Consider the following 14,333-nt stretch of genomic DNA (forward strand, 5'->3'; position numbering starts at 1 on the left):
ATTGTGCTTAACCACCAAAAACAAAAAACCTCGATCGCGAATGTGATCGAGGTTTTGCCAATTATAATTGAATAATTATTTTTTAGCTTGTTGTTGTTGACGCATATAGTCATCCAAACGCTGCTGAAATTTAGATTTTTTCTTTTTCTCGTCAGCTGGTCTGGCTTTGTTTTGTTGGATCAAAGCATGAATTTTATCATCATCCACCATTTTACGAATTAAAAACTGCTGTCCGAAAGTCATTAAATTCGCTAAGAAATAATAATAGTTTAATCCTGCAGGATAGCTATTTAAAACCCCTAAGAAAATGATTGGCATGATATAACCAATGTATTTCATCTGACCAGTTGCGCCCGAAACCTGATTGTTAAAGTAAGTCATGATTAAGGTAGAGATGGTCATTAAAACACACATCAAACTTAAGTGGTCGCCAATAAATGGAACTTTAAAGCCAAATTTAATAAACTCATCATAAGTTGATAAATCTTTCATCCACAAGAAACTCTCGCCACGTAACTCAAAAAGGTTAGGGAAGAAGAAGAAGAAAGCCATTACCAAAGGCAATTGTAAAAGCATTGGCAAACAACCACCCAGTGGATTTACACCAGCCTTTTTATAGAGTTTTAAATATTCCTGTTGAACCAATGTTGGATTATCTTCGCCCACTTTAGCTTTAATTTCATCCATTTCTGGTTTTAAAACCCTCATTTTAGCCATAGATAAATATGACTTATAGGTAAGCGGCGACAAGGCTACTTTTAACAAGATGGTTAGCACCAGGATAATTAAGCCAAAGTTCCATCCGAAATTGTTAAGGAAATTAAACACGGGTAATACAATGAAACGGTTGATGTATTTCAGCGGCCAATAACCTAAATCTACTTGTTTCTCCAATTCATAACCCTGATCTTTTAAGGCTGAGAATTTATTTGTACCAAAGTAGAATTCCAAATCGTAAACCTGAGTTGCAGTATGCGTGTAAGGTAATTCCATGTTGGCATCATAAAATTTTACCTGACCAGGTGCTGTAGGAATCTTAACTTCTAAACTCCCTTTTTCAAATCCTTGTTTTGCAATTAATGTTGCTGAGAAAAAGTGCTGTTTAAAAGAAAACCATTGAATTTTGCCTTTTGATAGTTCTTCTTTCTCATCTTTAGAAACGCTTAAGTGATCTACATCGCCATCTAAATATTTATAATACGGTGCAGAATAACGATGCTCGCTTTCTATGGATTTTTCTTGTTGTAACAAAGTAGTTTGCCAGTTTAAGCCAATATTATTGCCAGCTATTACTTGTTGCAAACCAACCAGGTTAATATTAAAACCAACTTTATTGGTTAATCCCTTTAAGTCGTAAACATATTCTACATATGCATCGGCGTTATAGTTAGCCCGCATAGTAACAGTGTTTCCGGTTTTTGTAGGGGTAAAGTACAAGTCGTTTGTGTTGATTACTTTACCTGCAGCATTTAACGTTAAGCCAAACTTGTTCGCACTACCATCAAATAAAATAAGAGGCTTGCCGGTATAAGTTTTTTGCCCTTTAACCTGCACTGACGAGATTTTTCCGCCTTTATTGCTTAACGTGATGATTAAGTTTTCATTTTCCAGTAAGGTGTTCGATTCTGTTCCGTTTAAAGCAGTTCCGAAAGGACCTTTTATGGCCGATGAATCAGCAACTGGTGTTGCGATTACAGCAGAAGTATCTTTTTGGACTGGTTTAATACCAGCATTTCTTAGTGAATCGGCTCTTTTTGTAGAGTCAATCCTGGCATTTTCTTTTTTTATTTCAGCATCATTCGGCCCAAAAAAGTAGAATGATCCGGCCAGAATGATCATAATCAGGAATAATCCTGTAAAGGTATTTCTATCCATTATATTTGTTATACTGCTTTTTAATTCGTTTTCTTTTTCGCAAACTCCATCGCAGCGGCGACAAATTTAACAAAAAGTGGGTGAGGATTAGCAACTGTTGATTTTAATTCTGGGTGAAACTGGCCACCAACGAAAAAAGGATGATTTTTAAGCTCCACAATTTCAACTAAATTGGTTTGTGGATTTATGCCGGATGCAATCATTCCAGCCTCTTCGTACTGCTTTAAATAAGCGTTATTAAATTCATAACGATGACGGTGACGTTCGTTAATATGCGCCTTACCGTAAATTGAAAAAGCCTTGGTTCCTTTTTTAATATCGCAAGGATAAGAGCCTAAACGCATAGTTCCACCCATATTCACAATGTTTTTTTGCTCTTCCATCATATTGATCACCGGATTTTTTGAATCGGCTTCAATTTCTGTTGTATGTGCATCTTGCAAACCTAAAACATTACGTCCAAACTCAATAACGGCACATTGCATGCCGAGGCAAATTCCAAAGAAAGGAATGTTATTTTCACGAACATATTTAATTGTGTCAATTTTTCCCTCAATACCCCGGCTACCAAATCCTGGAGCAACTAAAACGCCATGTAAATGACCCAATTTCTCTTTTACGTTATCAGGGAAAATGCTTTCAGAGTGAATATATTCCACACGAACTTTGCACTCATTTTTTGAGCCTGCGTGTACAAACGATTCAATAATTGATTTGTAGGCATCAGGTAATTCAACATATTTACCAATTAAACCGATTTTAACTTCGGCAGTCGGATTTTTTAAACGGCCAAGAAAGTCTTTCCAGCTTTCCATATCTGGTTCACTTTTAGTTGGAAGTTTTAATTTCGCTAAAACTGTTTTGTCCAGTTGCTCTTTCATCATTAACAAAGGCACATCATAAATAGTGGATGCATCCATTGATTCGATTACCGCATTGACGTTAACGTTACAGAAAAGTGCGATTTTTTTTCTTAGGTCGGCGCCTAAGTGGTGTTCGGTACGGCAAACCAAAATATCTGGTTGAATACCGTACTCTAATAATGCTTTAACAGAGTGTTGTGTTGGTTTAGTTTTTAATTCGCCGGCAGCAGCTAAATAAGGCACTAAAGTTAAGTGAATAACAATGGCGTTAGAGTTTCCTTCTTCCCATTTAAACTGACGAACGGCTTCGATAAATGGTAATGATTCAATATCGCCAACAGTTCCGCCAAGCTCAGTAATGATGATATCATAATCTCCGCTTTCGCCTAAAATACGCATATTGCGTTTAATCTCATCGGTAATGTGAGGCACCACCTGAACGGTTTTACCTAAGTATTCTCCTTTACGCTCTTTGCTGATTACGTTTTGATAAATACGACCAGTTGTAATGTTGTTTGCCTGTGAAGTTGGAACGTTTAAAAAACGCTCGTAGTGACCAAGATCCAGATCCGTTTCGGCACCATCCTCTGTAACAAAGCATTCTCCATGCTCGTATGGATTTAGTGTTCCAGGATCGATATTAATGTACGGATCGAATTTTTGAATGGTTACACGGTAGCCCCGTGCCTGTAAAAGTTTAGCTAAAGATGCGGAAATGATGCCCTTACCCAAAGAGGAAGTAACACCGCCCGTAACAAAAATATACTTAGTCATGTTTGTGATTTTTTACAGCAAAATGTAATTATTGCCGCTTTTTGTACGGGATACAAAGGTATGAAAATTCCTCGTTTCTGTTGGCTTAAAATTTAGATATTTTAAAAATGATAATGATATGTTTATCAGAAAATTAGCTGATTGACTATTTTTTGTTGAATCTTTTGAGTCATCAGAGTTGACAACTTTTTTTCTGATTTGCTATTAAAGTTGTCAACTCTTAAAAAAACAAAAGGAGGCTGAATGAATGCCCGTCTGCAATGGAATAGAACGATCTTGTTTAGCAGCAGTTATAATAAATTTTTACTTTTTGTTCTTTTTCGCTCCAGGCAATATAAATATTGTTTTCTTTACCTAATCGATATTTGAAACCATTTAATCCTGATTTTTTTAATTCTTCGTAAAGGACTTTATCAGGCACATAATTATCAGCTTTATCTTCAGGCATTACCGCAGGCTCAAGAAAATTATCTTCGGCAAAAAAATCATCAGCTATGGTTTTTAAAAACACAATCTGGGCTTTTTCTTTCGACAAATCTAAATTTGGATCAGTGCTGCCCAATAAATCAGTTCCTTTTAATTTGACATTATATATTTCTTTGCCTGCAGCATTTTTGATTGTAAAAGTTAAAACCATTTCTTCTGGTTTTCTTCCTGTTAGTTCGATGTTAAAAGTGTCTAGCTTTTCTAAATCGGAAAATGATTTGGCGACACTTTGATTCACATTTTTAAACTCAATGGAATCTTCTTTTTCGTTTTTGCCTGTTTGGCAGGCTAAAAATAATATGCTGATTGTGATTAGGAGCAGTAATTTTCTCATTCTCGAAATTACAAATTTTAAGTTTCTATCAAATATTTTAAATCAGAATTAGAAAGTGGGGTTACCACAGATTCGCAGATTTTTTTCCATAAAGAAAATGGCTTCAACTTTTGAAACCATTTAAAATATTAATCTGCGAATCTGTGGCTAAAAAATTACTCCAGTTTTAAAGCTTCAAGTAATTTATTCAACTTCAAAAGGTCTTCAGGTGTATCAATCGCCACGGTTTCCAAATCCGTAACTTTTGTTTGAATGTAAAATCCATTCTCAATCCAGCGGAGTTGTTCCAAACTTTCTGCAATTTCTAAAGAGGATGGAGGCAGCTTTGTAATGGCTTTTAATGATTCCGTTCTATAACCATAAATGCCAATATGCTTGTAGAACTGATGTTTTTCTGCCCAAACGCCTGGTTCGCCATTTCTGATAAACGGAATAGGGCTTCGGCTAAAATACATAGCCCTGCCATTTACATCAATTACAACTTTCGGACTATTGGGATTGTAAATGCTTTCCTGACTTTGAATAGGTTTAATGAGTGTAGCCAGCTGTACTTTTTCTTCCATAAAACAACTTGCAAGCAAATCGATTTGAGCGGGTTCAATAAATGGCTCATCCCCCTGGATATTAATTACAATGTCGAATTCCGGTAATTGATCAATAACTTCGGCACATCGGTCAGTTCCGCTTTGATGCGTTGATGATGTGAAAACAAATTCTCCGCCAAATCTTTTTACCTCATCCGCAATTCGTTCGTCATCAGTAGCAATAACCACTTTTGATAAACTTTTTGCTTTAGATGCTTGTTCGTAAACGCGTTGAATCATGCTTTTTCCAGCAATATCAATTAATGGCTTTCCCGGAAAACGGGTAGAGGCGTAACGAGCAGGAATTATTCCGATAATTTTTAAGTCTAAAAAAGATTTTGAATGCACATCGTTCATATTATCTGTAATTCTAATCAAGCCTATTCATCTTACCTCTAGCGCTCTCTTCAGTGTGGGGCTTAAAAAAGTCCGTTTATTTCAGCTTCAATTGCCTGAATCACTGTGCCCAAATCTTCAGGGTTATTGGTGAAATCCAATTTATCTTTATCCAAAATCAATAGCTTTCCTAAGTTGTAACCTTTAATCCAGGCTTCATATTTTTCATTTAACTTAGAAAGGTAATCAATGCGAATGCCGGCTTCATATTCACGGCCACGACGTTGAATATTATTTACTAAAGTTGGTACAGATGCGCGCAGATAAACCAATAAATCTGGGGGTTTAATAAATGAAGTGACGTTATCAAAAATGGCCCGGTAATTATCATGATCACGGGTAGTCATCAAAGCCATATCGTGCAAATTTTCAGCAAAAATATGGGCATCTTCATAAATGGTTCTATCCTGAATAACGTTGCGCTTATTTATTTCAATATCAGTGATTTGCTGGAAACGACTGTTTAGGAAATAAATCTGAAGATTGAAACTCCAGCGCTTCATATCGCTATAAAAATCTTCCAGATACGGGTTGTTGTCCACAGCTTCGTATAAAGCTTCCCATCCATAATTTTTTGCCAGTAAACCTGTTAAAGTGGTTTTTCCGGCACCTATATTTCCTACGATTGCTATGTGCATCTTTTTTAGATATGAGATTTGAGATCTGAGACGGGAGAATGTGCGTTGGGCTCAAATCTAATGTCTCAGACCTCAAATCTATTAAATTAATTAAAAACTTTTAAATCCGATTAAACTACGGACTTCTTTAATGGTTTTCTGGGCACTTTCACGAGCTTTTAAAGCACCGTGTTTGGCAACCTGCCTCAAATATGAATCATCTTTTGCAATTTCCTGAATGCGCTCACGCATTGGCGCAGTGGCAATAATCATATCTTCTGCCAGCTGTTTCTTGAAATCGCCATAACGGATTTGCATTTTATTGTACAAATCATCGAAATGTTGATGTGTATCAGTGCTGGAAACAACCTTCATTAAATCAAATAAATTTTGAATTGGTTCTGGTTTTACCTGGTTTTCTTCTGTTGGTCCGCCGTCACTTACCGCTCTCATTACCTTCTTACGAATCGTTTCCGGATCATCTGATAAATAGACTGCATTGGCTTCTCCTTCTGATTTCCCCATTTTTCCTTTACCATCCAATCCTGGTACTTTAACTAACTTTTCAGTGTAACTGAAAGCGTAAGGCTCAGGGAAATATTCAGTATGGTATAATCTATTGAAACGATTTCCAAAAGTCCTGGCCATTTCTAAATGCTGCTCCTGATCTTTTCCCACAGGCACTTTTGTAGCCTTATGGATTAAGATATCGGCAGCCATTAAAACAGGATAAGTTAATAAACCTGCATTCACGTTATCAGGATTGGCACGCACTTTATCTTTAAATGATGTGCTTCGCTCAAGCTCGCCCATATAGGCATTCATGTTCAGGTATAAATAAAGTTCAGCTATTTCCGGAACGTCACTCTGGATATAAATGGTGCTGTTTTCCGGATCGATTCCACTGGCCAGGTATTCAACCAAAACATGTTTAATATTACCATGTAAATCGGCAGGAGTGGGGTGTGTGGTTAAAGAGTGTAAATCGGCGATAAAAAAGTAGCAGTTGTAATCATTTTGCATCTGCACAAAGTTTTTTACCGCACCGTAATAATTACCTAGATGTAATTTTCCTGTTGAGCGAATGCCGCTCACCACTGTTTCTTTCATAATGGCACGAAATTAAAAATAAATTACTTGCAAAGTACATATCGGTTAAATTTTAATGAGAACATTTTTTAAGAAACCATAGTAATGATTCTTAGATCGTATCACTTCCGTTAATGCTGTCGGCAAGTGAAAAATTCGTCATCTGCATAAATTGAGGATTAAATAACCTCCATACATCTTTTTAAAAAGTTGTGAAAATAAACAATGCCTGTGCTTTAAATGTCAATTATACATTTTTTTGCTGTAATGGTTTTTGTATTAAATACGCTTATTTAAATATGAAACTATTTTATATTTTTGATTAGCTATGATTCACTTTTTAAGGCATGTACACCGGGTATGGTTTTTATTCTGGATACTTTTTTTCTTCATCTTATTTTATCCGCTGTATTATTTCACTTCGCGGAATCCGGATTATTATGGAATACTAAACTTGTGTAGAAAAGCGAATAGTTTTTTTAGCAGTTTGTTATCTGGCGTGTTTTTTAGGTATCAATACGAACAAAAGTTAAACTACAACCAAACTTACATTTATTGTGCTAATCATACATCAAACCTTGATATCATGGTGTTTTGTATCATGTGCCATGGAAAGTTTCACTTTATGGGGAAAGATGAACTGTTAAACAATCCCATATTAAGTATATTTTTTAAAACGATTGATATTTCTGTTAATCGCGAAAGCAAGATTTCAGCATTCAGGGCTTTCAAAAAGGCTGGGGAAAACTTAGAAAGAGGGATGAGTTTAATCATTTTTCCTGAAGGAAAGATTGATGATCATTATCCGCCAAAACTTGGAGAATTTAAAAATGGTCCGTTTCGGTTAGCCATTGATAAAAATATTTCATTGGTACCTGTGAGCATTACCAATGTTTGGAAAATAAATTGGGATGATGGCGCTAAATATGGAAGTAAGCCCGGAATTTGCGATATTTACGTCCACAAACCGATTAACACTTCAGAATTGGCAGATGTTGATTCGGATGTGTTAAAAGAAAAAGTTTTTCAATTAATTGATAGTAAGCTGATTTAGATATGAATTTAGACGCAAAAACCATTTATAAAATAGCCGATTTAGCAAGAATTCATACCGATGAAAAAGAGGTTGATACACTCATTCTGGAAATGAACAAAATATTGTCTTTCATGGAAAAACTTAATGAGCTGGATACTTCAAATGTTAAACCATTGGTTTATATGAATGAGGCAACCAACGTTTGGCGGGAAGATGTGGTTAAACAAGAAATTTCTACAGCCGATGGATTGAAGAATGCAGCGAAACATACTGATCAATTTTTCATGGTTCCAAAAATTATTGAGAAATAATATTCAATCGTGATACAGCCTGGCAGAATAAGAGAATATTTCAGACCTCTTGTAACATCTTACCCTTTACGCTTGTCTAAAAAAGAAAAAACATGGAGAAACCACTTATTACCATAAAAGAAATTGGCCGTAAATATGTAATCGGATCAGAAGTTATCCATGCTTTAAAATCAGTTTCTTTAGATATTAACAAGGGAGAATTTGTTGCTTTGATGGGGCCATCAGGCTCTGGAAAATCAACATTGATGAATATTTTAGGTTGTTTAGATACCCCATCAAGCGGCACTTATATTTTAAACGGAACAAATGTTAGTCAAATGAGTGATGATGCTCTGGCTGAAGTTCGCAACAAGGAAATTGGCTTTGTTTTTCAAACTTTTAACTTGTTGCCTCGTTCCACATCATTGGATAATGTTGCTTTGCCTTTAATTTATGCAGGTAACAGTAAAAAAGATCGCCAGGCCAGAGCTGCTAAAGCTTTAGAAAATGTAGGTTTAGGAAATCGCATGGATCATAAACCCAATGAATTATCAGGTGGTCAGCGTCAACGTGTTGCGGTGGCAAGAGCCTTAATAAATGATCCTTCCATTATTCTTGCCGATGAGCCTACAGGTAACCTGGATACTAAAACTTCCATTGAGATTATGGGGCTGTTAGAAGAAATTCACAGCAAAGGAAACACCATTATTCTGGTAACTCACGAAGAAGATATTGCACAACATGCTCATCGCATTGTTCGTATGCGTGATGGATTGATTGAAAACGATTATGTTAATACTGATGTAAAAAATGTTTCTCCACGATTACAGGCTTTGAAAGATAGTGGCAGTGATTGGGAAAAAATAAATTAATTTTAAGGTTTATGGTTAGAGGTATAGGATTTAAGGTTTAAAACCATTTACTTTTAACCTTCTACCTTTAACTTTCTTGAAATGAAAATCTACACTAAAACAGGCGATAAGGGGCAAACATCATTAATAGGCGGCACCCGCGTTCCTAAATATCATTTACGCATTGAAGCTTACGGGACTGTAGATGAGTTAAATTCATATATAGGATTAATTATGTGCCAGCATATTAACCCTCATTATCAACAGCTGTTAAAGGAGGTTCAAGATCGTTTATTTACGGTGGGCGCTTCATTAGCAGCAGACCCTGAAAAATCCAGGATGAAGATTCCTGATTTACATGATGCCGACATTATTATGCTGGAAAATGAGATGGATGCAATGAATGAGGTTTTACCCGCGTTAAAACATTTTATTTTGCCTGGTGGAAACACTGTGGTTTCTTACTGTCATATTGCTAGATGCGTTTGCAGAAGGGCTGAAAGATTGACAGTGGAACTTGCAGAAAATAGCTTTGTAGATGAGCGTGTAACAGTTTATTTAAATCGTTTAAGCGATTATTTATTCGTTTTGGCACGAAAACTGAACATGGATTTTAAGGCAGAGGAAAATATTTGGGTACCTCGTGTTTAATAGTGGAAAAATAAGTTTGCTTTGCTCAAAAATTTTAATATACTTTGCGCATTGTTAAGAACAAGAATTTAATTGAATTGAAGATATGTATTGGACATTAGAATTAGCATCGCACTTGGAAGACGCACCATGGCCTGCAACTAAAGACGAATTAATTGATTACGGTATCCGTTCTGGTGCCCCGGTAGAGGTTATTGAAAACTTACAGGCATTAGAAGATGATGGCGAGCCATATGAAACCATTGAGGAAATTTGGCCGGATTATCCTACTAAAGAAGACTTCTTTTTTAATGAGGATGAATACTAAAAACCTGAAAAGATAAAACCTCCCAATGAAAGTTGAGAGGTTTTTTGTTTTATCTGAGATCAGGAATAGATATATGAGTTTTTCCAGAAGCATCAATATTAATAATGTAGCCTTCTGAATTTAACGGTCTGTTTCATTTAAATATTCAGTGACCTCTGCAGCCTGTTTCCTGCTCAGGAAAGATGTGCCTTAATTATAGGGCATGCTGGTATATTAGTGTTTAAATTATTGAACTAAAGGTTGTTTGTGATATAAAACATAAAAATATATCAACTAAACATTGAATTGTACGCTAAATCCAAAATGGAATAATTAGTTTTAAAAGGAAATTATAAAATAAGAAACCCGAATAGTTATTTCTATTCGGGTTTCTTATGGATCCTACATAAGGCTTCTAATTATAAATAAAAGTTCCCTTTTCGCTGGTAATTGTCACTTGTTTTTGTTCGCCTTTTTCTACACGACCGATGATTTTTGCATCGATGTTGAAACTTTTAGATATTTCAACAATACTTTCTGCAATTTCTTGCGGAACATATAATTCCATGCGGTGCCCCATATTGAAAACTTTATACATTTCTTTCCAATCTGTTCCCGACTGCTCCTGAATCAATTTAAAAAGAGGAGGAACCGGAAATAAATTATCTTTTATAACATGAATATCATCGTTGATGAAGTGTAATACTTTGGTTTGAGCACCACCACTGCAATGAACAATGCCATTAATTTGCTTGCGGTAGCTTCCCAGTATTTTTTTGATCACTGGCGCATAGGTACGGGTAGGAGAAAGTACAAGTTTTCCGATAGTTGTTTTTCCAAACCCTTCAATTTCAATTTCTTCGGTAAGTTGTTTTTTACCAGAAAAAACCAAATCAAATGGTACAGCAGGATCAAAACTTTCAGGATAGCTGGTTGCTACAGATTTTTCAAAAACATCATGACGGGCAGAGGTTAATCCATTTGAACCCATTCCGCCGTTATATTCTGTTTCATAAGTGGCCTGTCCGTATGATGCTAGGGCCACAATAACATCGCCTGGTTTAATATTATCATTGCTGATGATATCTTCCCGTTTTAAACGACAGGTTACTGTAGAATCCACAATGATTGTTCTGACTAAATCGCCGACATCTGCTGTTTCTCCACCAGTTGAATAAATGGAAATTCCTTGTTCGCGTAAATCGGTCAAAATTTCTTCAGTTCCATTGATTATAGCAGCAATAACTTCACCCGGAATTAAGTTTTTATTACGGCCAATTGTTGAGGATAACAGAATGTGATCAGTTGCACCCACACATATCAAATCATCTATATTCATGATGATCGCATCCTGTGCAATGCCTTTCCAAATGGAAATATCGCCGGTTTCTTTCCAATACACATAAGCTAAAGATGATTTGGTACCAGCGCCATCGGCGTGCATAATGTTGCAATAATCATCTTCTCTACCTAAAATATCGGGAATGATTTTGCAAAACGCTTTTGGAAAAATTCCTTTATCGATGTTTTTGATGGCATTGTGCACATCTTCTTTTGAGGCAGAAACGCCGCGTTGATTGTACCTGTTATCACTCATGTTGGCGCAAAGATAAGTGAAAAAGTCGGGAGTCAGAAGTTTGTGAAGTCTAAAGTTGAAACCATAAACTAATGTCAACAGTGAGTGTTGAGCTTAATGTTCTGATAAGCGATTCTTGCTGCTTACAATGTCGCATAATCTAGAACTTCAGTTGCTTGATCTTTGAATCCTGAACCTAAGATCAATACCATATAGAAAGATAGAACATATGGGTTTTTTCTTGCTTGATCTAAGATCAAAACCATATAGAAATATAGAGCATATAGGTTTTTCAGTCGCTTGATCTTAAAATCCTTAAATCTTGAAAATCCATGATCCAAAAAAGGGCGTAAAGTAAAACCTTACGCCCTATACTTAAACCTTACGGCTTAAATTATTTCATGAATAATAATTCTCTGAATTTTGGTAGAGGCCAAACGCTGTCGTCAACGATTTGCTCTAACTTATCTGCATGATAACGAATAGTGTCGAAGTAAGATTTAACTTTTTCATCGTAAGCAATTGCTTTTTCACGGGTATCTTCGATTTTGTTAGTCACTTTACGTTCTTCTAACATGGCATCAATATTCGTTTTCACGATATCTAAATGCTCTGATAATTTTTTAACAATTTCAAGAGAAGATTTGCTGTCTACACCAACTTCTTTTAACCCTTTAACATTAGTGATTAATGAGTTTTGATAAGCAATTGCAGCCGGAATAATAGCTGTATTCGCAACTTCTCCCATTACACGTGCTTCAATCTGCAATTTTTTATAGAAATTCTCTAACATGATTTCATGACGGGCATGGATTTCACGTTTGCTATAAATTCCAGTTGTAGCGAATAAATCAGCAGATTTATCTGTTAAGTAAGCATCTAAAGCTTTTGGAGTGGTTTTAATGTTTGATAAACCGCGTGTTGCAGCTTCATCTTCCCATTCCTGGCTGTAACCATTACCTTCAAAGCGAATTGATTTTGATTCTTTGATGTATTTTTTAATTACGGTTAATAAAGCGATATCTTTTTTATCGCCTTTCTTAATTAACTTATCAACTTCAGCTTTGAATTTAACCAGTTGTTCAGCTACGATTGCGTTTAAGATTGTCATAGGAGCTGAAGAGTTAGCCGAAGAACCAACTGCTCTTAACTCGAATTTGTTACCTGTAAATGCAAAAGGAGAAGTACGGTTACGATCTGTATTATCCAACAGAATTTGTGGGATTTTAGGAATGCCTAACCAAAGTGCATTATCTTCTTTTATTTTTTTGCTGATACGTGAGTGTTCTATTTCATCCAACACATCGTTCAATTGAGAACCTAAGAAGATAGAGATGATGGCTGGTGGAGCTTCGTTAGCACCCAAACGGTGATCGTTGCTTACCGATGCAATACTTGCGCGTAATAAATCTGCATGCTCACTAACCGCTTTAATTGTATTTACAAAGAAAGTAAGGAACATCAAATTGTTTTTAGGGGTTTTGCCTGGCGCCAATAAGTTTTTACCCGTATCGGTAATTAACGACCAGTTATTGTGCTTACCCGATCCGTTGATGCCTGCGTATGGCTTTTCGTGTAATAATACACGGAAGTGATGACGACGGGCAACTTTTTCCATCAAATCCATCAATAATTGATTGTGATCGATGGCCAGGTTGATTTCTTCATAAATAGGCGCACACTCAAATTGAGAAGGTGCAACCTCGTTGTGACGGGTTTTTAATGGAATACCTAATTTTAGCGCTTCATTTTCGAAATCTACCATGTATGTGAAAACACGTTCAGGAATTGATCCAAAATAGTGATCCTCTAATTGCTGACCTTTTGCAGACATGTGTCCGAACAATGTACGGCCGGTTAATAATAGGTCCGGGCGGGCATTAAATAAAGATTCATCAACCAGAAAGTATTCCTGCTCGATACCTAATGAAGCATTTACTTTAGTAATGCTTTTATCAAAATATTGACAAACATCAACGGCAGCTTTATCAAGTGCAGCCAATGCTTTCAATAATGGTGCTTTATAATCCAATGCTTCTCCGGTATATGATACAAAAACTGTAGGGATACAAAGTGTTTTACCTGCTTTGCTTTCCATGATAAATGCCGGAGATGATGGATCCCATGCAGTATAACCACGTGCTTCGAAAGTATTACGGATACCACCATTAGGGAAACTCGATGCATCAGGCTCTTGTTGAACTAAAGCACTGCCTGAAAATTTTTCAATAGCACCATCGCCACTTGGTTCAAAAAATGAATCATGCTTTTCGGCAGTTGTGCCGGTTAAAGGCTGGAACCAGTGTGTATAATGTGTTGCCCCAGCACTCATTGCCCATGCTTTCATAGCAGTTGCAATTTGATTAGCGTCATCAGAGTTGATTAATTCACCTTGATTAATAGATGAAATTAATTTTTCATACACGTCTTTAGATAAGAAATCTCTCATTTTTTTCTTATCAAATACATTAGCGCCAAAAAAGTCAGAAATTTTTGAAGATGGTGATTTAACTTCTGGTGAAATTCTGTTTTGAGCCTCTTTTAATGCGATGGTTCTTAAGCTTTTCATTAATTTGTTATGTTTTTTGTCAAAAATAGTATATTTTCTTTGGTTTTATAAAACAA

13 protein-coding genes are annotated in these 14,333 nt (G+C 36.0%); 5 read left to right on the forward strand and 8 right to left on the reverse strand.

Annotated elements, in window-relative coordinates; all coding sequences use genetic code 11:
• Positions 1-75 precede the first annotated feature (75 nt).
• The 6 genes from yidC to trpS form a co-directional block, all read right to left on the reverse strand.
• Positions 76-1,875 (reverse strand): membrane protein insertase YidC, encoded by a 1,800-nt coding sequence (yidC, locus tag DU508_RS16110; RefSeq protein ID WP_115403826.1) that lies wholly within the window; start codon positions 1,873-1,875, stop codon positions 76-78.
• A 20-nt stretch (positions 1,876-1,895) separates the two neighbouring features.
• Positions 1,896-3,512 (reverse strand): CTP synthase, encoded by a 1,617-nt coding sequence (locus DU508_RS16115; protein ID WP_115403827.1) that lies wholly within the window; start codon positions 3,510-3,512, stop codon positions 1,896-1,898.
• A gap of 280 nt (positions 3,513-3,792) precedes the next feature.
• Positions 3,793-4,332 (reverse strand): hypothetical protein, encoded by a 540-nt coding sequence (locus tag DU508_RS16120; RefSeq protein ID WP_115403828.1) that lies wholly within the window; start codon positions 4,330-4,332, stop codon positions 3,793-3,795.
• 155 nt (positions 4,333-4,487) lie between these two features.
• Positions 4,488-5,273 carry a 3-deoxy-manno-octulosonate cytidylyltransferase gene (gene kdsB, locus DU508_RS16125; RefSeq protein WP_115403829.1) on the reverse strand — a complete coding sequence of 262 codons (786 nt, stop codon included), beginning with the start codon at positions 5,271-5,273 and terminating at the stop codon, positions 4,488-4,490.
• A gap of 62 nt (positions 5,274-5,335) precedes the next feature.
• The gene (locus DU508_RS16130) at positions 5,336-5,950 is read right to left on the reverse strand and encodes a deoxynucleoside kinase (protein ID WP_115403830.1); all 615 of its coding nucleotides are present in this window, start codon (positions 5,948-5,950) and stop codon (positions 5,336-5,338) included.
• 90 nt (positions 5,951-6,040) lie between these two features.
• Entirely contained in the window at positions 6,041-7,039 is a 999-nt protein-coding gene (gene trpS / locus DU508_RS16135; RefSeq protein WP_115403831.1) for a tryptophan--tRNA ligase, read from the reverse strand.
• Positions 7,040-7,346: 307 nt separating this feature from the next.
• Here trpS and DU508_RS16140 point away from each other — a divergent pair, with 307 nt between their 5' ends.
• From DU508_RS16140 to DU508_RS16160, 5 genes are all read left to right on the forward strand, one after another.
• Positions 7,347-8,072 (forward strand): lysophospholipid acyltransferase family protein, encoded by a 726-nt coding sequence (locus DU508_RS16140; protein ID WP_115403832.1) that lies wholly within the window; start codon positions 7,347-7,349, stop codon positions 8,070-8,072.
• A 2-nt stretch (positions 8,073-8,074) separates the two neighbouring features.
• The gene (gene gatC / locus DU508_RS16145) at positions 8,075-8,365 is read left to right on the forward strand and encodes an Asp-tRNA(Asn)/Glu-tRNA(Gln) amidotransferase subunit GatC (protein ID WP_115403833.1); all 291 of its coding nucleotides are present in this window, start codon (positions 8,075-8,077) and stop codon (positions 8,363-8,365) included.
• A 92-nt stretch (positions 8,366-8,457) separates the two neighbouring features.
• Positions 8,458-9,216 carry an ABC transporter ATP-binding protein gene (locus tag DU508_RS16150; protein ID WP_115403834.1) on the forward strand — a complete coding sequence of 253 codons (759 nt, stop codon included), beginning with the start codon at positions 8,458-8,460 and terminating at the stop codon, positions 9,214-9,216.
• A gap of 81 nt (positions 9,217-9,297) precedes the next feature.
• Positions 9,298-9,846 carry a cob(I)yrinic acid a,c-diamide adenosyltransferase gene (locus tag DU508_RS16155; RefSeq protein ID WP_115403835.1) on the forward strand — a complete coding sequence of 183 codons (549 nt, stop codon included), beginning with the start codon at positions 9,298-9,300 and terminating at the stop codon, positions 9,844-9,846.
• Positions 9,847-9,931: 85 nt separating this feature from the next.
• Positions 9,932-10,153 carry a DUF2795 domain-containing protein gene (locus DU508_RS16160; RefSeq protein ID WP_010603503.1) on the forward strand — a complete coding sequence of 74 codons (222 nt, stop codon included), beginning with the start codon at positions 9,932-9,934 and terminating at the stop codon, positions 10,151-10,153.
• 394 nt (positions 10,154-10,547) lie between these two features.
• On the opposite strand, the gene DU508_RS16165 is transcribed toward DU508_RS16160, so the two are convergent.
• Positions 10,548-11,729 (reverse strand): AIR synthase related protein, encoded by a 1,182-nt coding sequence (locus DU508_RS16165; RefSeq protein WP_115403836.1) that lies wholly within the window; start codon positions 11,727-11,729, stop codon positions 10,548-10,550.
• 373 nt (positions 11,730-12,102) lie between these two features.
• Positions 12,103-14,277 carry a glutamine synthetase III family protein gene (locus DU508_RS16170; protein WP_115403837.1) on the reverse strand — a complete coding sequence of 725 codons (2,175 nt, stop codon included), beginning with the start codon at positions 14,275-14,277 and terminating at the stop codon, positions 12,103-12,105.
• Positions 14,278-14,333 lie beyond the last annotated feature (56 nt).

Origin of the sequence: Pedobacter chinensis (assembly GCF_003339865.1) — a bacterium.
Lineage (GTDB): Bacteria > Bacteroidota > Bacteroidia > Sphingobacteriales > Sphingobacteriaceae > Pedobacter > Pedobacter chinensis.

Excerpts from the sequence above, each read along its gene's own strand:
- DU508_RS16120 (WP_115403828.1), bottom strand. The coding sequence starts at position 4,332 with ATGAGAAAATTACTGCTCCTAATCACAATCAGCATATTATTTTTAGCC.
- DU508_RS16155 (WP_115403835.1), top strand. The coding sequence starts at position 9,298 with ATGAAAATCTACACTAAAACAGGCGATAAGGGGCAAACATCATTAATA.
- trpS (WP_115403831.1), bottom strand. The coding sequence starts at position 7,039 with ATGAAAGAAACAGTGGTGAGCGGCATTCGCTCAACAGGAAAATTACAT.
- kdsB (WP_115403829.1), bottom strand. The coding sequence starts at position 5,273 with ATGAACGATGTGCATTCAAAATCTTTTTTAGACTTAAAAATTATCGGA.
- DU508_RS16140 (WP_115403832.1), top strand. The coding sequence starts at position 7,347 with ATGATTCACTTTTTAAGGCATGTACACCGGGTATGGTTTTTATTCTGG.
- yidC (WP_115403826.1), bottom strand. The coding sequence starts at position 1,875 with ATGGATAGAAATACCTTTACAGGATTATTCCTGATTATGATCATTCTG.
- gatC (WP_115403833.1), top strand. The coding sequence starts at position 8,075 with ATGAATTTAGACGCAAAAACCATTTATAAAATAGCCGATTTAGCAAGA.
- DU508_RS16150 (WP_115403834.1), top strand. The coding sequence starts at position 8,458 with ATGGAGAAACCACTTATTACCATAAAAGAAATTGGCCGTAAATATGTA.
- DU508_RS16165 (WP_115403836.1), bottom strand. The coding sequence starts at position 11,729 with ATGAGTGATAACAGGTACAATCAACGCGGCGTTTCTGCCTCAAAAGAA.
- DU508_RS16160 (WP_010603503.1), top strand. The coding sequence starts at position 9,932 with ATGTATTGGACATTAGAATTAGCATCGCACTTGGAAGACGCACCATGG.
- DU508_RS16170 (WP_115403837.1), bottom strand. The coding sequence starts at position 14,277 with ATGAAAAGCTTAAGAACCATCGCATTAAAAGAGGCTCAAAACAGAATT.
- DU508_RS16115 (WP_115403827.1), bottom strand. The coding sequence starts at position 3,512 with ATGACTAAGTATATTTTTGTTACGGGCGGTGTTACTTCCTCTTTGGGT.
- DU508_RS16130 (WP_115403830.1), bottom strand. The coding sequence starts at position 5,950 with ATGCACATAGCAATCGTAGGAAATATAGGTGCCGGAAAAACCACTTTA.